This window comes from Ruegeria sp. S84, assembly GCF_056583445.1.
This window is the reverse complement of sequence record NZ_CM152618.1, coordinates 3,440,251-3,463,445: the sequence shown is the minus strand read 5'-3', so window position 1 is coordinate 3,463,445 and position 23,195 is coordinate 3,440,251. Positions and strand designations below refer to the sequence as shown.

General features: G+C 58.1%; 22 protein-coding genes and 2 pseudogenes. 14 read left to right on the top strand and 10 right to left on the bottom strand.

Annotation, left to right across the window (positions count from 1 at the left end; translation table 11 throughout):
* The first annotated feature begins 114 nt into the window (after nt 1-114).
* From AC1DFB_RS17330 to holA, 4 genes are all read left to right on the top strand, one after another.
* Complete coding sequence (locus tag AC1DFB_RS17330; protein WP_170398884.1) at nt 115-597, top strand: DUF3576 domain-containing protein; 483 nt, start codon at nt 115-117, stop codon at nt 595-597.
* A gap of 72 nt (nt 598-669) precedes the next feature.
* On the top strand, nt 670-3,222 hold the full coding sequence (leuS, locus tag AC1DFB_RS17325; RefSeq protein ID WP_480921753.1) for a leucine--tRNA ligase: 2,553 nt from the start codon (nt 670-672) through the stop codon (nt 3,220-3,222).
* The gene (lptE, locus tag AC1DFB_RS17320; protein WP_170398890.1) at nt 3,209-3,700 is read left to right on the top strand and encodes an LPS assembly lipoprotein LptE; all 492 of its coding nucleotides are present in this window, start codon (nt 3,209-3,211) and stop codon (nt 3,698-3,700) included. Before leuS ends, lptE begins: the two co-directional genes overlap by 14 nt.
* Nucleotides 3,697-4,725 (top strand): DNA polymerase III subunit delta, encoded by a 1,029-nt coding sequence (gene holA / locus AC1DFB_RS17315; RefSeq protein ID WP_480562302.1) that lies wholly within the window; start codon nt 3,697-3,699, stop codon nt 4,723-4,725. Before lptE ends, holA begins: the two co-directional genes overlap by 4 nt.
* A 3-nt stretch (nt 4,726-4,728) precedes the next feature.
* Here the strand turns inward: holA and AC1DFB_RS17310 are convergent, their stop codons facing one another.
* A complete protein-coding gene (locus tag AC1DFB_RS17310; RefSeq protein WP_480921752.1) occupies nt 4,729-5,907 on the bottom strand; it encodes a TIGR03862 family flavoprotein in 1,179 nt (392 codons plus the stop codon).
* 44 nt (nt 5,908-5,951) lie between these two features.
* On the opposite strand from AC1DFB_RS17310, the gene AC1DFB_RS17305 reads away from it, so the two are divergent.
* The gene (locus AC1DFB_RS17305; protein ID WP_170406707.1) at nt 5,952-6,248 is read left to right on the top strand and encodes an HNH endonuclease; all 297 of its coding nucleotides are present in this window, start codon (nt 5,952-5,954) and stop codon (nt 6,246-6,248) included.
* Here the strand turns inward: AC1DFB_RS17305 and AC1DFB_RS17300 are convergent, their stop codons facing one another.
* From AC1DFB_RS17300 to AC1DFB_RS17290, 3 genes are read right to left on the bottom strand one after another with little or no spacing between them, the layout of a single operon-like run.
* Nucleotides 6,249-6,986: a VOC family protein gene (locus tag AC1DFB_RS17300; protein ID WP_480921751.1), complete on the bottom strand. Its 738-nt coding sequence runs from the start codon at nt 6,984-6,986 to the stop codon at nt 6,249-6,251.
* A complete protein-coding gene (locus AC1DFB_RS17295) occupies nt 6,983-7,591 on the bottom strand; it encodes an enoyl-CoA hydratase/isomerase family protein (protein ID WP_170425866.1) in 609 nt (202 codons plus the stop codon). The genes AC1DFB_RS17300 and AC1DFB_RS17295 overlap by 4 nt, the downstream gene beginning before the upstream one ends.
* Nucleotides 7,588-8,337 carry an SDR family oxidoreductase gene (locus tag AC1DFB_RS17290; protein WP_170398908.1) on the bottom strand — a complete coding sequence of 250 codons (750 nt, stop codon included), beginning with the start codon at nt 8,335-8,337 and terminating at the stop codon, nt 7,588-7,590. The genes AC1DFB_RS17295 and AC1DFB_RS17290 overlap by 4 nt, the downstream gene beginning before the upstream one ends.
* 132 nt (nt 8,338-8,469) lie before the next feature.
* On the opposite strand from AC1DFB_RS17290, the gene AC1DFB_RS17285 reads away from it, so the two are divergent.
* The 5 genes and pseudogenes from AC1DFB_RS17285 to lpxK all read left to right on the top strand — a co-directional run bounded on the left by AC1DFB_RS17285 (nt 8,470) and on the right by lpxK (nt 14,470).
* Nucleotides 8,470-9,993: a DUF2125 domain-containing protein gene (locus AC1DFB_RS17285; protein WP_480921750.1), complete on the top strand. Its 1,524-nt coding sequence runs from the start codon at nt 8,470-8,472 to the stop codon at nt 9,991-9,993.
* 125 nt (nt 9,994-10,118) lie between these two features.
* A pseudogene (locus AC1DFB_RS17280) lies at nt 10,119-11,466 on the top strand (TldD/PmbA family protein).
* Nucleotides 11,453-12,253 (top strand): 3'(2'),5'-bisphosphate nucleotidase CysQ, encoded by an 801-nt coding sequence (locus tag AC1DFB_RS17275; RefSeq protein WP_480921749.1) that lies wholly within the window; start codon nt 11,453-11,455, stop codon nt 12,251-12,253. Before AC1DFB_RS17280 ends, AC1DFB_RS17275 begins: the two are co-directional and overlap by 14 nt.
* Entirely contained in the window at nt 12,250-13,485 is a 1,236-nt protein-coding gene (locus AC1DFB_RS17270) for a glycosyltransferase N-terminal domain-containing protein (RefSeq protein WP_170398920.1), read from the top strand. The genes AC1DFB_RS17275 and AC1DFB_RS17270 overlap by 4 nt, the downstream gene beginning before the upstream one ends.
* Nucleotides 13,472-14,470, top strand: a complete 999-nt coding sequence (gene lpxK / locus AC1DFB_RS17265) for a tetraacyldisaccharide 4'-kinase (RefSeq protein ID WP_480921748.1) — start codon at nt 13,472-13,474, stop codon at nt 14,468-14,470. The genes AC1DFB_RS17270 and lpxK overlap by 14 nt, the downstream gene beginning before the upstream one ends.
* 38 nt (nt 14,471-14,508) lie before the next feature.
* Here the strand turns inward: lpxK and AC1DFB_RS17260 are convergent.
* Nucleotides 14,509-15,175, bottom strand: a pseudogene (locus AC1DFB_RS17260) (DsbA family protein).
* Between the two features lie 14 nt (nt 15,176-15,189).
* Nucleotides 15,190-15,696 carry a DUF721 domain-containing protein gene (locus AC1DFB_RS17255; protein ID WP_170398930.1) on the bottom strand — a complete coding sequence of 169 codons (507 nt, stop codon included), beginning with the start codon at nt 15,694-15,696 and terminating at the stop codon, nt 15,190-15,192.
* Between the two features lie 81 nt (nt 15,697-15,777).
* Between AC1DFB_RS17255 and mutY the strand changes: the two genes are divergently transcribed.
* Both mutY and AC1DFB_RS17245 read left to right on the top strand, forming a co-directional pair.
* Complete coding sequence (mutY, locus tag AC1DFB_RS17250; protein WP_480921747.1) at nt 15,778-16,833, top strand: A/G-specific adenine glycosylase; 1,056 nt, start codon at nt 15,778-15,780, stop codon at nt 16,831-16,833.
* A gap of 59 nt (nt 16,834-16,892) precedes the next feature.
* On the top strand, nt 16,893-18,029 hold the full coding sequence (locus tag AC1DFB_RS17245; RefSeq protein WP_480921746.1) for an alkane 1-monooxygenase: 1,137 nt from the start codon (nt 16,893-16,895) through the stop codon (nt 18,027-18,029).
* A gap of 74 nt (nt 18,030-18,103) precedes the next feature.
* Here AC1DFB_RS17245 and AC1DFB_RS17240 read toward each other — a convergent pair whose 3' ends face one another.
* From AC1DFB_RS17240 to AC1DFB_RS17225, 4 genes are all read right to left on the bottom strand, one after another.
* Nucleotides 18,104-19,486 carry an adenylate/guanylate cyclase domain-containing protein gene (locus tag AC1DFB_RS17240; RefSeq protein WP_170398937.1) on the bottom strand — a complete coding sequence of 461 codons (1,383 nt, stop codon included), beginning with the start codon at nt 19,484-19,486 and terminating at the stop codon, nt 18,104-18,106.
* Between the two features lie 132 nt (nt 19,487-19,618).
* Complete coding sequence (locus tag AC1DFB_RS17235; protein WP_170406740.1) at nt 19,619-20,722, bottom strand: site-specific DNA-methyltransferase; 1,104 nt, start codon at nt 20,720-20,722, stop codon at nt 19,619-19,621.
* A 105-nt stretch (nt 20,723-20,827) separates the two neighbouring features.
* The gene (locus tag AC1DFB_RS17230; protein ID WP_170465546.1) at nt 20,828-21,445 is read right to left on the bottom strand and encodes a ribonuclease HII; all 618 of its coding nucleotides are present in this window, start codon (nt 21,443-21,445) and stop codon (nt 20,828-20,830) included.
* A 239-nt stretch (nt 21,446-21,684) separates the two neighbouring features.
* Entirely contained in the window at nt 21,685-22,032 is a 348-nt protein-coding gene (locus AC1DFB_RS17225) for a hypothetical protein (RefSeq protein WP_480921745.1), read from the bottom strand.
* A gap of 175 nt (nt 22,033-22,207) precedes the next feature.
* Between AC1DFB_RS17225 and AC1DFB_RS17220 the strand changes: the two genes are divergently transcribed.
* Together AC1DFB_RS17220 and AC1DFB_RS17215 are read left to right on the top strand one after the other, a co-directional pair.
* The gene (locus AC1DFB_RS17220) at nt 22,208-22,495 is read left to right on the top strand and encodes a hypothetical protein (RefSeq protein ID WP_170398948.1); all 288 of its coding nucleotides are present in this window, start codon (nt 22,208-22,210) and stop codon (nt 22,493-22,495) included.
* The gene (locus AC1DFB_RS17215; RefSeq protein WP_170398951.1) at nt 22,467-23,168 is read left to right on the top strand and encodes a winged helix-turn-helix domain-containing protein; all 702 of its coding nucleotides are present in this window, start codon (nt 22,467-22,469) and stop codon (nt 23,166-23,168) included. The genes AC1DFB_RS17220 and AC1DFB_RS17215 overlap by 29 nt, the downstream gene beginning before the upstream one ends.
* Nucleotides 23,169-23,195: the final 27 nt, after the last annotated feature.

Below are 23,195 nucleotides of genomic sequence, written 5' to 3'. Positions count from 1 at the left end.
GGATCGTGCGGTTCGCGCGAGTCGATCATAAAAGAATAGGGTTGTTGCTGTACGGGTCCTTGTCTAGGAGTATCACTCGACAGAGCAAAACAAGTGACACGGGACCTTCCAACGATGCGCCGTATTACGATTCCAGGTTTGATCATGGTAACGGCTGCCTTATCAGCCTGCGGAGGGCCACCGCCTGGCGATGCAAGTGTGTTGACCGCTGATGGCAGCTCGACAGAGGAACGCGAACTGAATGACCCGAATCGTTCGACGATTTGGGATGTATTTGGCCCGAACACCTCAGAGCAGGTCACTCAGGTAAATCGCTATCTGTGGGCCGCATCGCTGGATGTACTGAATTTCTTGCCGATCCAAGAGGTCGATCCGTTTACCGGAGTGATCGTAACGGGTTATGGCACACCGCCCGGCGGCGGGCGTTCCTATCGCGCGACAGTTCACATCAGTGATCCTGCTTTGGAAGCGCGTTCCTTGTCCGTAGCTCTTCAGACCAGTGGCGGTTCTCCGGTCAGCGCTGCAACGTCGCGCGCCGTCGAAGATGCGATCCTGTCTCGCGCGCGCCAGCTACGCATTGCGGACAACAAGTTCTAGAAACCCGACAAAAATCACACTATTACCACGCCGGGTTCCTACCCGGCGTTTTCATTCACGAAGGACCGCATGATGTCGCGCTACTCGGCCAACGAAATCGAAGCAAAATGGCAGGAGGCCTGGGACAAGGCCGGAATCTTCACCGCCAATCACAAGGCGGACAAGCCGAAATACTATGTGCTTGAGATGTTCCCCTACCCGTCTGGCCGTATCCACATGGGGCATGTACGCAACTACACGATGGGTGACGTGATCGCCCGCCACAAGCTCGCAACCGGTCATAACGTGCTGCACCCGATGGGCTGGGACGCGTTCGGGATGCCTGCGGAAAACGCCGCAATGGCCAGTGGTGGCCACCCCAAAGATTGGACCTACGGCAATATCGCCGACATGCGCGGACAGATGAAGCCGCTGGGCCTGTCGATCGACTGGTCTCGTGAATTCGCCACCTGTGATCCGGAATACTACGGCCAGCAGCAGGCTTTGTTCCTGGATATGCTCGAGGCCGGTCTGGTTTATCGCAAGAACGCCGTGGTTAACTGGGACCCGGTCGATATGACCGTTTTGGCCAATGAACAGGTAGAAAACGGCCGTGGCTGGCGTTCAGGCGCCTTGGTTGAGCGTCGCGAGTTGACTCAGTGGTTTTTCAAGATTTCCGATTATTCCGAGGAACTGCTCGACGCGCTGGATACGCTGGATAACTGGCCCGCCAAGGTACGCCTGATGCAAGAGAACTGGATCGGCAAGTCCCGTGGCCTGCAATTCGGGTTCGAACGCACCGATGGAGGTGAGCCGATCACCGTCTACACGACACGGCCCGATACGCTGATGGGCGCGTCGTTTGTTGGCATCTCGCCCGATCATCCGATTGCCAAGCAGCTTGAGGCAGAAAACCCGAAAGTCGCTGAATTCGTTGCCGAATGCCGCAAGGGCGGCACCACCGAAGAGGCGATCGAAACCGCCGAAAAGCTGGGTTATGACACCGGCATACGTGTAAAACATCCACTCGACCCCAGCTGGGAGCTGCCGGTCTGGATCGCCAACTTTATCCTGATGGACTATGGCACCGGCGCCATTTTTGCCTGCCCAGCTCATGATCAACGTGACCTCGATTTCTGTCGCAAATACGGCCTGCCTGTGGTCGACACATTCTTTGCACTGGATGATGACACTCCGGTCGACAAGATCGCGTTTGTTCCACCGAAAACCGAAAAAGTCCGCTGGGTGAATCATTTTGCGGGTCTCACCGAGGCAACGGGTGACGAGGCCATCAATGCCACCGTTGATTTCGCCGAAAAGGCCGGTTGGGGTGAAGGTGTTACCAAATACCGCCTGCGCGATTGGGGGCTCAGCCGCCAGCGCTATTGGGGCTGCCCGATTCCTGTTGTGCATTGTGATCAATGCGGCACGGTCCCCGAGAAGAAAGACAATCTGCCGATCGAGCTGCCTTATGATGACGGCAACAGCAAACCCATAGATTTTTCGATCCCCGGCAACCCGCTGGACCGCCACCCCAGTTGGCGCGACACCCCTTGCCCTTCCTGCGGCGCTCCAGCCAAGCGGGAAACTGACACGATGGACACGTTTGTCGATTCGTCGTGGTACTTCGCCCGTTTCACCGCCCCGCGCGCTGAAACACCCACCGATCTTGCCGAAGCCGAGTATTGGATGAATGTCGACCAATATATCGGTGGGATTGAGCATGCGATTCTGCACCTGCTCTATTCGCGCTTCTTCGCGCGGGCGATGAACATCACTGGTCATTTGCCGAAGAAAGCGATTGAGCCGTTCAACGCGCTGTTCACTCAAGGCATGGTGACTCATGAAATTTATCAAACACGCGACGCCAACGGTCGCCCGGTCTATCACCTGCCCGAGGACGTGACCGACGGCAAACTGACCGACGGCACCGTGGTTGAAATCATCCCCTCAGCCAAAATGTCCAAGTCGAAAAAGAACGTCGTCGATCCGGTCAGCATCATCTCGGCCTTTGGTGCGGATACTGCGCGCTGGTTTGTTCTGTCCGACTCCCCACCTGAGCGCGACGTGGAATGGACCGCGTCGGGCGCCGAAGCCGCGTTCAAACATCTCAGCCGCGTGCACCGGATCGCCGCAGAAATCGCAGAATCGGACTTGCCGGCCACAGCAGATGACGAAACGCTGCTACGTGAGATGCACAAAGCCATTCATGACGTATCGGGCGGGGTCGAATCCTTTGGCTTTAACGCATCTATCGCAAAGCTTTATGCATTCACCAACGCGCTTGCCAAATCCAAAGCGGGCTCTGCAGTCAAGCGCGAGGCAGCCAAGACATTGGCGCAGCTGATGTCGCCGATGACGCCACACCTGTCCGAAGAACTTTGGCAGATGCTGGGCGGCGAAGGCCTGGTTGCAACCGCGCCCTGGCCCATCGCGGATGAGACGATGCTGATCGATGACACCATAACCCTGCCGATTCAGATCAACGGCAAGCGTCGGGCCGAGATCAGCGTAGCCAAAGATCTGGATAAAGCAGAGGTTGAAAAAATCGCCCTCAGCACCGAAGCTGTGCAAAAGGCGCTGGATGGCGCTGCACCGAAGAAAGTGATCGTTGTTCCGGGCCGGATCGTTAATGTCGTCGTTTGATCGTAGAACCCTGTTATTGATGCCGCTGGCGCTCGCCGCTTGCGGGTTCGAGCCGGTTTATGCGCCCGGAGGATCAGGCTCGGCCTTGGATGGCAAGGTCGAGGTGTCAGCGCCGAATACCGTCGAAAGCTTTCTGCTTGTCCAGAATCTGGAACGCAAATTAGGTCGAAGCGCGACCTCGGGCAACGAATACAAGCTGGATGTGGGGGTTTCGACGGTCACCCGCAGGGCCTCGATCACCACAGCAAATGAAACCAATCGCTACACCATCGACGGGAACGCGACTTACGCGCTGAAATCCAATGCGACCGGGCAAATCATCGCCTCGGGCAACGTTACCGAATTTGTCGGCTATTCTGCTGCGGGCTCAACAGTGTCGACGCTGGCCGATGAGCGTGATGCGACCGAGCGGCTGATGGTGATTCTAGCCGATCAGATCGTGAACCGCCTTTACGCCACGCCGGGCCTGTCCACATGAAGTTGAGCCCGCGTGAGGCTGAAGGGTATTTTTCCAAGCCGGACGCGGACAAAGCCGGATTGCTGATCTACGGGGCGGACGCGATGCGCGTTGCGTTGAAGCGTCAACAGGTGCTGGCGGCTTTGCTGGGACCTGGCGCCGAAGAGGAAATGCGCCTGACCCGCATTCCCGGAAGCGATCTACGCAGCGATCCGGCCCTGTTGCTGGACGCGGTCAAGGCTGTCGGATTTTTCCCCGGTCCCCGCGCGGTGTTTGTTGAAGACGCCACCGATGTCGCAGCGCCTGCGATTCTCACAGCCCTTGAAGACTGGGATCATGGCGATGCACAGATCATCGTGACGGCCGGGCAGCTCAAACCCAGCTCGAAAATCCGCAAAGCATTCGAAGCGAACCCTGCCGCATACGCTGTTGGCATCTACGATGACCCGCCCTCGCGTGCCGAGGTGGAGCGCATTCTGGCGCAAGCCGGATTGAAGAATATTCCGCGCGATTCGATGTCGGCGCTTAGCGAACTTGCAATGGCGCTCAGCCCTGGTGATTTCACTCAATCAGTTGAGAAACTGTCGCTTTACAAACGCGGTGACGCCGGTGAACTGACGATTGAAGACATTGAAGCCTGTGCGCCTCGGTCGACCGAGGCGGCGCTGGATGATGTATTGAACGTCGTTGCCGAGGGCCGGGCACAGGAAATCGGCCCCCTTATCCGACGCCTGCAGGCGCAGGGCACCAACGGGGTCACCTTGTGTATTGGGGCGACGCGGCATTTCCGAACGCTCTATGCCTGCGCATCCGACCCTGGAGGCGCGGCGCAGGGAATCGGCAAGCTGCGTCCTCCGGTCTATGGCAAACGACGTGACCGGATCCTGAGGCAGGCTCAGGGATGGGGGGCGCCCAAGCTGCAGACCGCTTTAACCGTCCTTACAGATACGGACCTATCCTTGCGCTCGGCAGGTCAAACCGCACCTGCGATGGCACTGGTCGAGCGTGCCATGATCCGTCTGGCGATGCTGGCCCGATCGGGTTAAGGCCTAGCGCGCCAACCACGTTGCCGCCGACTGACCGGCCCAACGTCCCGTCGCCAGACAGGCGGTCAGAAGATAACCACCGGTCGGGGCTTCCCAATCCAGCATCTCGCCCGCGCAAAAAACGCCCGGACATGCTGTCAGCATCAAACCGCTGTCCACGGCACCCAATGCTACCCCGCCAGCGGTTGAGATCGCCTCATCCATCGGGCGTAGCCCAGCATACCTGATGGGCAGGTTTTTCAGCGCACCGATCCATTGCGTTTGCTTCAATGCGCGGCCCTTAGTCATTTCGTGGAACAAAGCGATCTTTTGCGGAGACAGACGCAGACCATTCTTCAACCAATGCGAAAGCGTTGCCTTTGATTTCTTCGCGTCCAATCGCGCCTGCATCCCTTCAGCCGTCACATCCGGGACCAGATCAACAAACAGCGGCGCCCCCGTCCGCAGCGCAGGGGTCAGGGCATACATACCGCCACCTTCCAGGCCTTTTGCGGAAATAATGGCCTCACCACGGCTATCCAGATCGCCCGCCATCCACCGCACCGATTTGAGCGCCGCGCCAAAATGTGGCTGCATATAGGGGCTCCAATCGACTGACAGAGCGGCGTTAGCCGGTGCAAACGGTGTTAGATCAACTCCGCTGTCCGCAAGCCATTGGGCCCAAGCCCCATCCGAACCCAACCGCGCCCAGCTGGCACCTCCCAATGCCAAAACCGTCGCGTCGGGCGAGCAAAACTGCATGCCATCTGGCGTCTCAAAAGCCAACGCGCCACCTTGCCATCCCTGCCAGCTCCAGCGTGTCCTGATCTGAACACCGGCCTGATCCAATCTGGCCAGCCAGGCCCGCAGCAAGGGTGAGGCCTTCATGACTTTCGGAAACACGCGCCCGGTAGAGCCCGTGAACATCTCTTGCCCAAGATCACCGGCCCAAGCCTTCACCGCCTGTGCGTCAAACGCTTGTATCATCGGATGCAACCAATCCTTTGCATCCCCGTATGCGCCCATAAGCATGTCAAAAGGCTCATCCTTGGTCAGGTTCAGGCCGGACTTCCCCGCCATCAGGAATTTACGCGCGACAGACGGCATGGCTTCGGCCACTACAACCTCGTGCCCGGCGGCGGCAAGCTGTTCGGCGGCCATTAGCCCCGCTGGTCCTGCCCCGATAACCATGGATTGCGCCATTGTGTCCCTCTTGCCCTGTACACGCATCAGCGCGAAGTTAGGTCATGGCAAATTCCGATCCGATCTGCCCGCTCTGCAACCGTCCGATCCCCGAAGGTGGTGGAAGCCTGCACCATCTGATCCCAAAGCTTAAGGGAGGCAAGGGCGGGCCCACCGTTTTATTGCATCAGATATGCCACAAAGAGATCCACGCGACACTGACCGAGGCCGAACTGGCGCGTGACTTCCACACTGTCGATGCACTGCGCAAACATCCGAGGCTTGAGAAGTTCCTGAATTGGGTGCGCAAACGCCCGCCGGGGTTTCGCTCAAAAGTGCCGGGAAAACGACGCGGGCGATGATCAGGCAGGAAGCCAGGGATCACCGAATGCATCCTTTTTCGGGTCAGCCAGCCCTTCAATTTCGATCCCAAGATAGTCCGGCACCGGTGCAAACCGGGCATTTGGGATGTGTTGGTATTCCAACGTGGTATATGGGCGCTTCCACAGCCATTCGCGATTCTCAACCGCCCAGAGATCGGGGTTGGGAGGCTCCTCTGCGGTGAACGCATAGAAATGCAGATCGAACCCGTGAGGTTCGACATCCTGCAGAGACAGCAAAGACAGTCCCATGGATCGGCAAAACGCATCTTCGGCGACAATATCGCCGGTTCGCAAAGTGATCTGGCCGATACAGGCCTTCGCGAAGGGGGCGTCCGGGCTTGTAGCATCAACCGGTCGTTTGCCCTCGAAATCCTGCTGCAGCAGTTCGATGGCAAACCCTTCGGGGTCATTCAGATGGCACATATAGCCGATATCCAGAAACTGCCGCGGCGCGCTGACCGGGATACCCTTCTGGCGCAGGTGTTCTGCGGCAAGATCAACATCCGGCAACGTGATCCCGATCTTCCAATACCGCTGCCCCGGATCATGGCGGTAGCCCCCGCCGCCCGGCATCAGCAACAGATCGGCATCCTGACCGGAATATCCAAGACGACGATTGGCGCCTTCAACCCTGACAGACATGCCAAGCGCATCACGATAAAACGCCGCCAACGCATCCGGGTCCGCCACCCGCAATCGGAGCGCGGCCAACCTCATGGGCACAATCCGGCTATGCCCGCAGCAACCGACGGATCTGCGGACAGGCTGTCGGCTACAAGTTCTTGTGCAGTTGGTATCAAATGTTCGGGCTCAACCACCCGATCAACCAGCCCAAAGCTATAGGCTTCTTCTGCAGAAATCTTCTGTCCAGCCATCAGTATAAGCCGGGTTCTGGCCGGACCGATCAACTCTGCCATCCGCTTGGGATCCGAGGGCTGCGGCAAGAATCCCAGCTTCATGACCGGGTAAAAGAACTTGGCCGAGGGCACTGCGATACGCAGGTCACAGGCCAGCACCATACCGTTCGCTCCACCGGCCAAAGTGCCGTTGAGCGCGGCCACCGTCAGGCAGGGCAAGGCGGCAATGGCACCCGACAACCTCTCCCAAAGATCGGATGTCGCAAGGCCCGCCCGCGCTTCTTCAAGATCGGCGCCCGCACTGAAGACCCGGCCCGCCCCCGTCAGGATCAATGCACGTGCCTCGGTTGCCGCCTCTGCGATGCGTACCAATTCGCTAAGCATCGCTGAGGTCAGCGCATTGGCCTTATCCGGATTGTTCAACGTGACGGTCCACAGCCCATTATCCTGTGTCAGTTCGATCACGTCAGCCCAACCCTTTTTCGGATGTCTTCGTTGCGCAGCGATATCTCGGTCCCCAAGAACTCATCCGCATCTGCCGAGCACATCCACATCAACGCCCGCGCGGGCCAGTCTGCGGGGATGTGATCGTCCCAATCCAGCTGACTTACTGGATTGATTCCGCTGGCCTTGATCACCCGCTGCATATCTGTGGCCACAGTTCCCGGGGACAGGCCCATTGCGCGAATACCGTGATGCGCCTCTTCCAGATGCAGGCATTCGGTCAGCATCTTGGCCCCGGCTTTTGATGCACAATAGTGGCTCCAGGCTTCGACCGGGTTCGACGCGGCACCGGACGAGACTGTCAGAACGGTCCCGCCGCCTGCTGCCCGCATGATGGGCAGGACGGCACGCATTCCATAAAAGACACCCTTCAAGTTGATGTCGATTGCTTGGCTCCAGGCCCGGGTGTCGGCATTCGAAAGATGAAAGATCGGATCAATGACGCCCGCGTTCCCGATTAGCACATCCAGCTTGCCGAACCGGTCGATGCAATCGGCAACTGTCTGTTCGACCTGGGAAAAATCGCTGACGTCGCAGGCCAGCGCCATGGCATTTTCACCCAATGCCGCAGCCAGAGCGTCAATCTGATCGCGGCTGCGTGCGACCAAGGCCACATTGGCCCCAGCTGCGGCAAAAACGCGCCCGGCTTCCGCTCCGATGCCTCGGCTTGCCCCTGTGATCAGTACCGTTTTCCCTTGCATATGCATCGTTTAAATCCCCGCATTTGAAATTGTCTTAACTCGTACCCTGCAAATGGGGAATTGGTCCACCCCTTCCCCCTTGACGCTGGCCGCTACAGGCACGACCATGCTGGCAAATTGATCAAGAAGGGTTCTCTTATGACTGTTTTCCTTCGCCGTAGCTGCGGTGCAGCTTTGGCCTATGCTGTTGCAACCAACGGCGCGTTTGCAGATGTTACCGCCAATGATGTCTGGGCCGATTGGCAGGCTTATCTGGGCGGCATGGGCTATGACGTCACTGGCGATCAGAGCGTTTCCGGCAACGTCACCACCATCGCGAACATGACGATGGCCATGGCCATTCCGGACACCGAAGGCACCTTCGACATGGTCATCCCCGAGATGACGTTGACCGAAAATGGCGACGGTACAGTCAATATCGGCTTTCCTGCCAGCTTCCCGATGACAATTTCGGGTGAAGCCGAGGGCGAGACATTTTCGGCTGATCTGATGTACGCTCACGACGCCTTGGAAATGGTCGTTTCGGGTACCCCCGAAAACATGACATATGACTATACGGCGAACAGCCTGAATCTGTCGATGGACTCGATGGAGTTTGATGGCGAAACCGTATCCAGCGACATGTTTGCCTTGAACGTTCAGATGAACGAAATCGCAGGCACATCGCAGATGCAGATCGGCGAGATGCGCGATATCGTGCAGCAGTTCACGGCCAGCAGCCTGTCCTATGATGTGGCCTTCAACGAGCCCGAAAGTGAAGACACGGGCCGGATCAGCGGTAAATTGGATGGTTTGAAATTTGATGGCGATACAATCATCCCACCCGGTATGGACGTCGCCAACATTGAAGACATCTACAAGGCCGGGTTTGCCGCGTCTGGCACATTCACATACGCCTCGGGCAGCACCGAAATGGCAGGCACTGCCGAGGGTGAGCCATTCTCGCTCAGCAGCAGTTCCGAAGGAGGCAGCTTTACCGGCAGCATCGATGCACAGCGCCTTGTCTACGATCTTGCGCAGAACAGCACCAAACTAGCCGTCACCACGTCGGATCTGCCTTTTCCAATCGAAATCGCGATGGCAAATGCAGGGCTGAAATTCGAGCTTCCGGTGCAGGCCTCGGAAGAAATCCAGCCATTTGGATTTGGCATGAACCTGACGGATTTCACCATGTCCGACGTGTTGTGGAGCATGTTCGACCCTGCTAGTGCGCTGCCGCGCGATCCGGCGACCATCGCGTTGGATGCAACCGGCACCGCCAAAGTTTTGGTCGATTTCATGGACCCAAAAGCCGTCGAAGAGCTTGAGACATCTGATATCGTTCCGGGCGAACTGCATTCGCTGAAGATCAACAAGCTTCTCGTATCATTGGTCGGAGCCCAATTGAGCGGTGATGGCGACTTTGCGTTCGACAACTCCAACACGGAAGAGTTTGATGGCCTGCCTGCCCCGTCGGGTGTCGCCAACTTGAAACTTGTTGGGGCCAACGCTCTGCTGGACAAGCTAATCGGCATGGGCTTTGTGTCGGAAAACGACGCGCTGGGCGCGCGTATGATGATGGGTCTGATGGCTGTTCCGGGCGAAGAACCGGACACGTTGAACTCGAAAATCGAGTTTACCGAGGATGGGCAGATTCTGGCCAACGGTCAGCGTATCAAGTGACAAACAAATCGGGAAAGGCCGCGGCGCTGGCCTTTCCCGCCCGAGGCACATAAAGCCAGTGGGCTGCAGGCCTTGCGGGACAGGCTATCCGAGGCTAGGTCCAGAACAACAAGACCGGAGGCCTCATGACGCGAACACCTCAAACAATCAGTGAAGAGCTGCTGAATGCAGCCCGCAAGGCAGGTGCCGAGGCAGCGGATGCCATAGTAATTGATGGCTCATCCGTTTCTGTGGAAGTACGTAGTGGTGCATTGGAACATGTCGAACGCTCGGAAGCGACCGATCTGGGGCTGCGGGTCTTCCTTGGCAAACAGCAGGCAATCGTATCCAGTTCGGATAGTCGCCCCGATACGCTTACCGCGATGGCCGAGCGCGCCGTGGCCATGGCACGGGAAGCGCCCGAAGATCCGTTCACCGGCTTGGCCGCGCCTGACCAATTGGTCGCCGACTGTAATATCGACGAACTGGAGCTGTTTGACCCAGCCCCTGAACCCAGCGCTGAAGCTCTGATGCAGGATGCGCTGGCGGCCGAGGCAGCAGCGCTGGACGTTGCGGGAGTCTCACAGGTGTCCGACGCTGCGGCCGCCTATGGTACCCACCGGGTCCATCTTGCCGCAACAAACGGCTTTTCGGATGGCTACATGCGCAGCAGCCGTTCAACCTCATGCGTCGCCATTTCCGGCGAAGGGACGGGAATGGAGCGTGACTATGACGGTGACAGCCGGACTTTTCAGTCTGACCTGCGCAGCCCCGCCGAGATTGGTCGCACGGCTGGTGAACGTGCGGTTCAGATCGTCGCAGCACGCAAGCCCCAGACCGGCAGTTTTCCGGTGGTGTTCGACGAACGGATTTCATCATCCCTGATCGGCCATCTGCTGGCCGCCAGCAATGGCGCGGCGATAGCCCGCGGGGCCTCATGGCTGAAGGAAAGCCTTGGGCAACAGGTTCTACCGGCACATTTGTCTTTGATTGAAGACCCGTATCGCCCGCGCATTTCGGGCTCGCGCCCGTTCGATGCCGAAGGGCTGGCAACACGGCGCAGGGCGATCGTTGAAGATGGCGTTCTGACCGGTTGGACGTTAGACCTGTCCAGCGCCCGCAAATTGGGAATGACCTCGACCGGCAACGCAGCGCGCGGCGTATCCGGGCCGCCGTCGCCCAGCAACTGGAACCTAAGCCTGACGCAAGGCGAGAAGACCCGCGCCGAGTTGTTGCGCGACATGGGTACCGGGCTTTTGGTCACTTCGATGATCGGATCGACCATCAATCCGAATACCGGCGACTATTCACGCGGCGCTTCGGGATTTTGGGTTGAGAAAGGCGAGATCACCCATCCCGTCAACGAGTGTACCATCGCTGGCAATCTTCGCGACATGCTGATGCGAGATCATTCCGGCAAACGATGCGCGGCCTTACCTATCGCGCGTTGTACCCTCGCTGTTGATCGAAGGGATGACACTTGCCGGCAACTGACCTGCCCCTGCTGATAGACGCTGCGCTTGAGGCCGGAAAGATCGCCACGCGCTATTCGGGTCCTGATGCCCAGCGCTGGGATAAACCCGAAGGCGCAGGCCCGGTGACCGAGGCCGATCTGGCCGTCAACGCGATGCTTGAACGTGATCTGCAGGCGGCCCGCCCGGATTATGGCTGGCTGAGTGAAGAGACCGAGGATTCCCCCGACCGTCTGACGTGTGATCGGGTCTTCGTCATCGATCCCATCGACGGCACCCGCAGTTTTGCCGAGGGGTCGCGCACATGGGCCCATTCGCTGGCCATAACCGAGAACGGAGAGGTCACGGCAGCCGTTATCTACCTGCCGCTACGCGATCTGCTTTATGCGGCCGCGAAAGGGCATGGTGCAACGTTGAACGGCGTGGCCATCCAAGTGTCAGAGCAAGCACAGCTGCCCGAGGCCGAGATTCTGGCGGCAAAACCCAATCTCGATCCGCGCCACTGGCAAGCCGGGGCTGCCCCGGACTTTCGCCGTGTATACCGCCCGTCACTGGCCTACCGGATGGCGCTGGTTGCGCAGGGACGGTTTGACGGGATGCTGACGCTGCGACCCAGTTGGGAATGGGATATCGCCGCCGGAGATCTGATCATACGCGAGGCAGGCGGGCTCTGTACCGATCGTTTGGGGCAACCTCTGCGCTTCAACAATACCCACCCGCGCCTGAACGGCGTGGTGGCGGCAGGTTCAGCGGTGCATTCGGACCTTCAGGCCCGGCTTGACCCGAATGGGGCCGGAATTCCGGCATGAGCAAGCCGCGATCTCTGAGCCTTGCGGCCTATCGGGTCCTGTCCTGGGGCGTCCCGCAAAGCACGGGCCACCCCGAGATTGCGCGCCCGGAAGGTGAACTTCTGTGGGTCCATGTCAGTACACCCGATCGGTTGCGAGCCGTCGACAATATTTGCCGTCGGCTGCTGTCTGTGCGACCAGGACTTTCGCTGTTACTGACCGTCCCACCCGATGTTGATCTGAAGGATTGGGAAGATTGCGATACCCCTATCACGATGCTGCCCGCCGAGCATACCGGCGCGGCGCGCACGTTCTTGGATCACTGGCGCCCTGATATGGGGCTGTGGTTTGGCGGTGGGCTGATGCCCAACGTCATAACACGCGCACAGGAGCGGGGCATTCCGCTAATTTTGCTTGAGGCTGTGGTCGACGTGAAAACCGCAAGGGGTGGACGTTGGCTACCTGATATCACGCGATACACGCTGGATTGCTTTACAGCGATACTTGCGCCCAATGATGACAGCGCACGCCAAATCAGACGCCTGGGAGTGAACTCGGCAAAAATCTCGGTCGCGCCACCACTTCATATCAGCCCCAACCCAGAGCCCTGGCCCGAAGATGAATTGATCGAGACCACTCACACAATGGCCGGGCGCCCAGTTTGGCTGGCCGCATGGGTTCAGGACAAGGAATTCATCTCGGTTCTGACGGCCCATCGTCAGGCCTTGCGGATGCTGCCACGTCTGGCTTTGGTCCTGCATGTGGCGGATATGTCCGAGGCATCGCCCCTGTTTAAACGCCTCGAAGCGATGGACCTTCGATGCGCCAACTGGGATGAAGGCCATCCAATCGAAGACACCACACAAGTGATTCTAACAGCCGAGCCCGAGGATCTGGGCCTTTGGCATCGTGTATCCGCAGTTACCTTCATGGGAAGTTCACTGGAACGCGGGGCGCGGGGGCACGACCCTCTGACCGCAGTCGCCTTGGGATCTGCGGTAATCCATGGGCCTCATGTCAGCAAGCATCGCAGTCTCTATGACAGATTGGGGCAGGCAAAAGCCGCGTTGAAGATACGAACCGCAACAGAGTTGGGCGATGGCGTTGTCGAATTGTTGGCACCTGACCGCACAGCAGACATGGCATTGGCCGGATGGCGGATTGTCACCGAAGGGGCTCCACAGGCGGACCAACTGATCGATATGGTACAGGATACACTGGACCGGCGAGGGCGTGACGATGCGGGCACCTGACTTCTGGAACTCAGCCCCTGATCGGTTGGATCTGCGCGCCAGGCTGTTGGCGCCACTTGGTCGCCTCTATGCCGCTGCAACCGCCCGTCGCGTGGCGAGCGGGCAAGGCATCTCGCCGGGCGTACCGGTTATCTGCGTTGGCAACCTGAATGCCGGTGGCACAGGGAAGACACCGACGGTGATCTGGGTTTTGGAATATTTGAGGGATACCTGGCATCAACCTCATGTCGTGACCAAAGGCCATGGTGGCTCGCTGGAAGGCCCGGTGCAGGTCGACCCGCGCAAACACACAGCGGCTCAGGTCGGGGACGAACCCCTGTTGCTCGCCGCGTTTGCCGAGGTCTGGGTCGCCAAAGATCGTGCAGCAGGCGCGCAGGCAGCCGCAGCGGCAGGGGCGACCGCGATCGTGCTGGACGACGGTTTTCAGAACCCCGCAGTTGCCAAGGATTTTTCCATCATCGTGGTGGATGCGCAGCGCGGATTTGGCAATGGCCTTTGCCTTCCTGCTGGTCCACTGCGAGAGCCCGTGGCCGTTGGATTGAAACGTGCTGCTCTCGTGTTGTCGCTTGGGGACGCCGCAGCGCAATCAACATTTTCAGAAAGATGGGAACCTGCCCTGACGGTCCCACACGCCACCGGCGAGGTGTGTCCGCTCCAAACCGGAATGGACTGGAACAATACACCCGTTCTGGCTTTTGCGGGCATAGGCTATCCGGATAAGTTCTTTGGAACTCTGCGACAGCAAGGCGCGAAACTGCTGCGTGCTGAAGCATTGGATGATCACCAACCACTGACTTCAGCGCTGATGACGCGGCTTGAGAACGAGGCCAAAGCACTGGGCGCGCAACTGGTGACAACCGAGAAAGACGCCGTGCGCCTGCCCGCCACTTTCCGCAGCAAAGTTCTGACCCTACCGGTTCGGTTGCAAATCAATCAGGATGACAAAGTCAAAGAGTTGTTGGCGAAGGCCGCGCCTTCACCTTAGGCAGATGGCCAGCCCAAAACAGGCTGACCATTCAGGATTTAGCTGCCAAGCTCGGCTTCGATCAGCGTCTTGAAGTCGTCATACGGCTGATTTTCAACCTTCTTCCCATTCACGACGAAAGTAGGCGTCGCCTGAATTCCATCGCGTTCGGCATTTTCCTGATACCAGGCTACCAGTGTCTGCGCGCGGGTACCGTCCTGCAGGCAAGCCTCAAGCTGATCATTGTCTATGCCAGCGAGACGCCCGATCTTGCGCAGTTCATCAACGATTTCGGCAGGACCTCCGGCCCGAGTCCATTCCGACTGGCCTTCATACAGCAGGTCGGTGATGCCAAAGAACTTTTCAGGTCCTGCACAGCGCGCGACCATCGAGGCCCACAGGCCATAGCGGTCGAAATACACCTCACGGTAAGTGAACTTTACCTTGCCGGTATCGATGAAGTCCTTTTTGAGCTGCTTGTACGCGCCCTGATGGAAATTCGCGCAATGCGGGCAGGTGTACGATGCATATTCGATGATCTCGACTGGCGCGTCTTCGGCCCCCTGCACCATCTCGACGATGGTCGAGGTGTCCAAATCCGCCTCTTGCGCCTCAGCAGCACCAACAAGCGGGTTCAGAAGGGATCGTGTTACTCGACGTTGTCAGCCAATAGCCGCCAGCGGCCACGGCGACAGCCGCACATATTACGGTTGCAATCCGGCTCATTCATCAGCCCTTTCTTAGCGTTTCTGTCTGGATAAAACGTTGCGGCCCAAACGTTCAAGGGCCGCGCGCAAATCTTCATCATCAACCGCGCGCGACACATTGTCGGCCTCAGCTGCGATTTCTGGTGAAACAACCGGTTTCGTCTGTTTCGGTTTGTGATCGAAACTCGCCTGCCCCTCAGCAAATCCGGTAGGCGCGGTCTGGGTGATACGCACCCGATTGATCGCGTTGTAACCATAGACCGCATTCACTTTGTCGCGCAGCTGTTCTTTCTGCATCTCTAGCATTGGCGCCTGCGGCCCGGTTGTCAGCACCGTCAGTGTCGCGCCAAAGCCACCCTTGGCGTATCCCACATTCACCGGCCGGGCGATCGACGCGATGTCCTGGCCCACAATCTCGGCCCAATGGGTCAAAAGGCGCGAGACGGCAAATCCCCGGCTTTCCCCGGCCTGCCTGATCCGGTCGTTCAGCAAAGTGGCGGTGCGCTTGAACCCGCGGGTCGAGGAACGTCTGCGTTGCATCTGGTTTCCAACTCCTGCGTCGCTATTGTAATAGGCTGATACCCGGACGCCAGCGAAACCCGACAGAGAGTTAAATAAAACTTGCGTGACTGCACCGAATCTGACCTGAGCAATACGCTGCTGGATTGGTACGACCGCCACGCACGTGAAATGCCTTGGCGTATCGGCCCGGCAGCGCGTGCCGCAGGCGTAGCACCAGACCCCTACCGCGTCTGGCTATCCGAAGTGATGCTGCAACAAACGACCGTTGCCGCCGTTCGCGACTATTTTGTTCGTTTCACCACGCGCTGGCCAACCGTCGAGGCCCTTGCCAATGCGCAAGATGATCAGGTCATGGGGGAATGGGCTGGCCTGGGCTACTACGCCCGCGCCCGCAACCTTCTGAAATGCGCGCGGGTGGTTGCGTCCGCGCATAACGGGCAGTTTCCCGACAATTACGATGCACTACTGGAACTGCCGGGCGTTGGCCCCTACACGGCGGCGGCCATCGCAGCCATCGCATTTGATCGGCCCGAAACTGTCCTGGACGGCAATGTCGAACGGGTCATGGCAAGGCTCTATGATATTCACGAACCCCTGCCCGCCTCAAAAACCCTGTTAAAGAAAAAAGCCGCGGCATTGACCCCGCAGCACCGACCGGGAGACTACGCGCAGGCTGTCATGGATTTGGGTGCAACGATCTGTGCTCCAAAATCTCCGACTTGCGGTATTTGCCCCCTACATGCGGCCTGTCTGGCGCGGAAGGCGGGGACGCAGGTGGAACTGCCGCAAAAAACGCCCAAGAAGCCCAAACCCACCCGGCTGGGCCACATCTACATCGCCCAACGCGGAGATGGTGCCCTGCTGTTGGAACGCCGCCCCGATAAGGGTCTGCTGGGCGGAATGTTGGGCTGGCCCGGCTCGGACTGGTCCGAAACACCGCTGGAAAGCCCTCCGTTCCCGGCGCGATGGCACGAAATCCCCGGTGAAGTGAGACACACCTTCACCCACTTTCACCTGATCCTGCGTATTTGGACAACCGAATTGCCAGACGGTTTCGATCCGAACGGTCTGACTGTCATGGACAAACACCAATTCAGGCCCAGCGACCTGCCCACGGTTATGCGCAAGGCTTTTGACCTCTGGCGCGGCCAATAGACTGCTGGGCAAAGCCCAGTGCGCAGTCTACGGTGCCGCCAACGTTTCGGAGCCTCAACATGATCGCATCTGACACCCTGTCCCGCTGGCAATCCGCCCTTCCCTTTTGGGTCTCATATCTCCTGATCCCACTGATCTGGATGACCACCACGGCAGGCGGATGGTGGGTCCTGCTGGTACCGCTTTCGACATGGTGGGTCTTTGCGGTGCTTGACCGGCTGACCGGCCTAAACCTTGAAAACGCCGACCCGGATACGCCAGATGCGGGGCTGCAATGGTATATCTGGCTGACCAAAGCCTGGGCACCGGTGCAATTCCTCACGCTCTATGGGCTGATCTGGTACACTACCCGAGCCGTAGATATGAGCTCGGTCGAAAAAATCGGCGTGTTCTTCGGCATGGGCGTCCTTTCCGGAACGATCGGGATCAACTACAGCCACGAGCTGATGCATCAGAAAGGCAAACTGGAACGCTGGCTGGGCGATTTCCTGTTGTCGATGGTCCTTTATTCCCATTTCCGGTCCGAGCACCTGCTGGTTCACCACCGCTACGTCGGAACTCCGCGCGATCCGGTAACCGCGCGCTACAACGAAGGTTTCCACCGGTTCTATCCGCGCGTTCTGCGCCAAAGCCTCATCTCAGCCTTTCGCGCCGAGCTGGAAAAACTGGCCCGCAAAGACCGCCCGTGGACCGACCCGGCAAACCCGTTCTGGCGCTATTGGAGCCTGCAAGGAGCCATGCTGCTGCTAGCATTTCTGATCGGCGGAAGGGCAGGGCTAGGCCTGTTTTTAATACAGGCCGGCACCGCGATCTGGCAGCTTGAACTTGTTAACTATGTCGAGCACTACGGGCTGACGCGCAAATATCTGGGCGATGGCAAATATGAGCATGTGCACCCGCGCCATTCCTGGAACGCGTCACAAAAGGCCTCAAACTGGCTGTTGATCAATCTGCAACGCCACTCGGATCACCACTACAAGCCCAACCGCCGCTTCCCATTGCTGCAACACCATACGCAGGACGCAGCGCCGCAACTGCCTCATGGATATCCGGTCATGACCCTTGCTGCGATGATCCCGCCCTTGTGGCGGCGTATCATGAATCCGAGGGTCCGCGCTTGGCGGCGTCAATACTATCCCGAAATCACCAACTGGAAGCCTTACAACAAAGCGCACAACCCTGCCCCTCGCACCTGACTGCAGCGCGCTGCCCGGCCCAACGGGAAGGATCGCATCTTAGATGCGGTGCTGACAGGCGGGAGCCCTGGTTGCTACAGCACCCAGACATCCATCGGGGCTGTAACACCGCGAACAGGCTGGTCCGAGTGCTGTGCAAACCCGGTCATCATGTCTTGCGCATTTGGCGTCTCGCTTAGGGCCTGAGACCGCAATGCATCACTGACAATGATGCGCGCTTGAAAATCGCGCGTCAGGGCCTCTAGCTTCGCAGCAACATTCACCGCATCGCCGATCACTGCAAATTCCAGCCGGTTTGCACCGATATCCCCCAGTACGACCGAGCCATAATGAACCCCGACCCCGATCCGAATCTCTGGCTCACCCGCGCGCTTGCGCTCCAAATTCCAACGGTCGATCATCTCGACCATGGACCGCGCGCATGCCAGCGCATTGCTTGCATCCAGCTCTCCGGGTACGGGGGTTCCAAACGTGGCCATCAGCCCATCGCCCAAGTATTTGTCGAGTGTTCCGTGATGGCGAAACACCTCGGTCTCCATTCGGGCGTGGAAACCACGCAAAACTTCAATAACCTCATATGGATCACGGCCAGCCGAGAACTTGGTGAAGCCAACGATGTCGATAAATAGAACCGCGATATCCTCTTTGCGGACCTGCTTCAGAGGTTCGTCGTTCTGGCTCAGCTCATCCACCACATTCGGCGAAAAGTATCGAGACAGATTCGCGCGTTCACGTTCAAGCCCAGCATTGGACATCAGCAAGCGATTGAGGCGGCGCATCGACACCCCAAGCGTCACTGCGACCATGACAAAAACGATCACCTGCTGGATGCGTAGGGTTGGCATGAAACTGTTGGGATCCATGAACTCGGCCACATCCGGGTAGCCTGACAAAGCCTCGGCCACACGCTCGCTAATCCCGGGGATCGGGGTGGCGACCCACCAAGCGATCACCCATCCAGCCGTCCACATCATCGCCGTCCACGAACCGATCGCAATGACAGTGCGCCAAGAATAGGCAAGCGTCCCTGCTGCCAGGATAATGAAGAAATATTGAAAATTGTCGAACCGATACTGCATCGCCAGTGGTCGCACATCGTCGCTGAACGGGTTTGGCACAATCATCCCCAGCGTCATGATCAGCAGATCGACAAAGATCAAAAGCAACTCGGTCCGGGATTGCCCCACACGACCCGCGCGTTGGATCAGCCAACCATTGGCGCAGATCAGAAGCAGGATGAAATGGTACCATAGGACCTCCCACTGGGGATTCAGATAGATCAGCAACAGCCCGGTCAACGCCATCGCGATCCACCGTGCACGAACAGCCAGTTCAAGCCCCTCTCGCTTGTGTCGTTCCAGTGCTGCCTCGGTATATTTGTTGTCCAGATCGAAGTTGTCCGGTTGCGTAACAAAGAACCGGCTGAGGCGGGATTGACTGGCGGTGGTCTCGGTCATTGCCTTTATCTCCCACAAGGGCTGTCAGGGGCTGCCCTATGCAATCATCTCACAGGCAAAAACAAAAGACCCCGCCGGTAACGGCGGGGCAAGGCGTAGTGCCTTGTGTCAGGCCACAGGCACCGGCGGTATTCAGTTATGCAATTCGGCCCTGATCTGCTGACGCAACACGTCGATGGGCACGGTTTTGCCATCGCGTTTGAAGCACCAATAGGTCCAGCCGTTACAAGACGGTGCATTTTCCAGATGCGCGCCAACCTGATGGATCGAACCTTTGACGTTCTGCCCTACCAGAGTCCCGTCGGCGCGGACCTTGGCCTTGTGGCGTTGGTTCATCGAATACAGTTCCTCACCCGGGCGCAGCATGCCGCGTTCGACCAATTGGCCGAAGGGCACGCGCGGCTCAGCGCGCTTGCTAGCGCTGACTTCCAACGCTTCGCGGTCAAACTTACGGACCTTAGAGATACGCTTTTCAGCCACCTTGCGATAACTTTCTTCGCGCTCGATCCCAATGAACTCACGCCCCAGCATTTTCGCTACAGCACCTGTGGTGCCCGTGCCAAAGAACGGATCCAGCACCACGTCACCGGGATTGGTCGAGCCAATCAGGACACGATGCAGCAGTGATTCCGGTTTCTGTGTCGGATGCGCCTTGTCGCCGTTTTCGTCCTTGAGCCGTTCATGCCCGGTGCAGATCGGCAGTACCCAATCGCTGCGCATCTGCACGCCTTCGTTCAGCGCTTTCAGTGCTTCGTAGTTAAACGTGTATTTGGCCCCTTCGCGCTTGGACGCCCAGATCATTGTTTCATGCGCATTGGTAAACCGCTTGCCACGGAAGTTCGGCATCGGGTTCGACTTGCGCCACACAACGTCGTTTAAAATCCAATAGCCCGCATCCTGCAGGGCGGAACCCACGCGGAAAATGTTGTGATAAGACCCAATCACCCAGATCGCACCATTGGGCTTCAGCAGACGATGCGCAGCCTTCAACCATTCCCGCGTGAACTGGTCATAAGCCCCAAAGCTGCTGAACTGATCCCAGTGATCATCGACCGCATCGACCTGAGAATTATCGGGCCGGTGCAATTGACCTTTCAACTGTAAATTATACGGGGGGTCCGCAAAAATCAGGTCAATCGACGCCTCGGGCAGACTGTTCATCGCCTCGATGCAGTCACCGGATAGAATCGTGTTTAAAGGGAGCGCGGCTGCGCCCTTTGTCTTGATTGTGGTCATATCACTGCCTCAGTTCCACGGCGCTTTTGCGCTCATTTGGTTGAGACAAGGATGAGTCAAAGATGATTCGCCGTCAATTTCTTTTTTGAATCAGCGACTTACGATTTACTCTTGATACAAGATATTGTGGACCGGTTTGAACGAACGTCTATGGTGTGGGGTCACGCCAAGATTTTGCAACGCCTCGCGGTGCTGTTTTGTCGGATATCCGGCATTCGCCTCCCACCCATAGCCGGGATGCTGTTGCGCCAAATCCACCATCAGCTGATCACGCCAGATTTTTGCAATGATCGACGCTGCCGAAATCGACACCGACCGTGCGTCGCCCTTCACCACCGCCTGCGAAGGCAATTTCATACCGCGCGGGATCATGTTGCCATCAATCAGCAAGAAATCCGGAGCCGGGTCCAGCGCAGCTACCGCGCGTACCATCGCCAGATGCGAGGCGCGCAGGATGTTGTGCTGATCGATCTCTGCAACCGTGGCTTCGGCCACCGCGACCTCTGCCCGGTCGCGCAATATCTCATCCAAACCGCCGCGACGCTTGGCCGTCAGTTTTTTTGAATCGTTCAACCCAGCGGGAATGTCATCCGGGTTCAAAATAACCGCTGCGGCTACAACCGGGCCGGCCAGCGGACCGCGCCCAACCTCATCCACCCCGGCAATTCGGACATATCCGCGTGCCAGCAAAGCCCGTTCGAGTTCATAATCAGGTGTCGTCATACCCTTGGCAAATCGCGTTTCGTAGCGCTTCGCAAGAAAAAGAGAGGGCAGCTTGCGCCACCCTCTCCCGCGCGGCGCTTCTATGGCGCCACTCCTGCTCGAAACCTGTTACTGGTAAACGACACGGTATCCTTTCTGGCGCAGGCAGGCGGGTTCGTATGCCCGTTTTACCTTTTTACCATTCCAGAAACCAACCTTGCATTGGTGTGGCAGGCTATCGGCATGTTTATAGTACTTCTTCAGGCAATTCGGCCCAAGCAGCGGACGCTTGTTCGAATAGGCATTGAACGTGCGCAGGCAACGCTGCGGTAGGTCATACCGCGCCACCCGCTTTGGCAATGGGCGTACAGCATGTTTTTCTTGGCCTTCTTCGCCTTGGCTTCAGCCTGCTTGTGACGCTTGCGGCGCTCTGCCTCTTCGTCGCGCTTTTTCTCCTGATGATAGTGGTTGACCGCAGCACCTATGAGCGCGATCGCAGCCAATCCGCCGAGTATATCTCGGGTATCTGCTGCGCGCGACTGTGACGCTGAGATCCCCGTGATGGCGACGGCGGTTGCTATGATCAGAGCGATAAATTTCCGGTGCATGATGCGTGTCCTTTCGGATAATGGGCAGGCCGGTTACCGACCGCGAATTTGATAACCTGACACTGCGACCACCCCGTTCAGACAAGCAATAACGGCATACTGTTATTCAATATCAGCACCACAAACCCCCTGAGGTTATTGAATATCCACCCAACCCATGCGCAGGATGCAGCCCATGAAACAGATCCTCTCTTCTCTGGCTCTGACGGCCCTGATATCGGTTGGGTCGCAAGCCATCGCGGCAGATTGCTATGCCGACTACAAGGCCAAGCAGGACAATCCCTTACGCCTGCACTATGGCGTCATGCAGGTCTCAAGCTGCGATAAAGGCTCGGCCCGGAAAGAAGTCGCCAAGCGGCTGAAATCAAACGGCTGGACCCTGCTGAACGTGATGACCGTTTTCGAGGCGGGTGGATTGGATCAAAGGAAGGCCAATGCCGGAAAATACTATCTCCGTTACTGAGGCGCGTCGTTCGGGGGTTCGGCTGGTTGGTCTGGGGATTGCGGCAATCGTCGCGATCCTGGTGACTGCAGCGGTTTTCCTGTTCTGGACGCTACCGGACGCAAATGCCTTCAACGCGCGGGTTGAACGGCTGTTTGTCGAGGCTGACCTGACCTCGCAATCGGAAATCCGTCTGCTCGAGATTCTGGCGCAATCGGGCACCGCCTTTGCCGATACGCTATCCAGCTATCGAATGGTCATCTTCGTGCTGTTGGTCTTTGCCAGCGCCATGCTTATCACCGCACTTGTTTTTCTGGTCATGCTGGTTCTACTGAACCGCCGCATGGCCCAGATTGAACGGACGGGGATCCAGGTAACATCCCTGCTGATCAGCCGTGAAGAGAATACCGTTTATCTCAACAACATGGATTTTAAGTTGACCCCCGCCGCGATGGAAACGCTTTCAGTTCTGGCTGAATCCCGGCTTGATGACGAGGTCCTGTCGGGTGCCCAGATCGAAGCGATGATCTCGGGCAGAAACGCTGCAGATTGCGATGAGGCCGCTGGGGCAACCCGGATCAAACGCCTGCGCGACGCCTTGGGAAATCAGATGGTCAGTGAGCTGCTGGTGAAGAACATCGCCAAGAAGGGCTATATGCTATCGATTGAGAAAGACGTCATTCAAATGGTCTGAGGATGCCATTGCGGTAAAATCTACGTG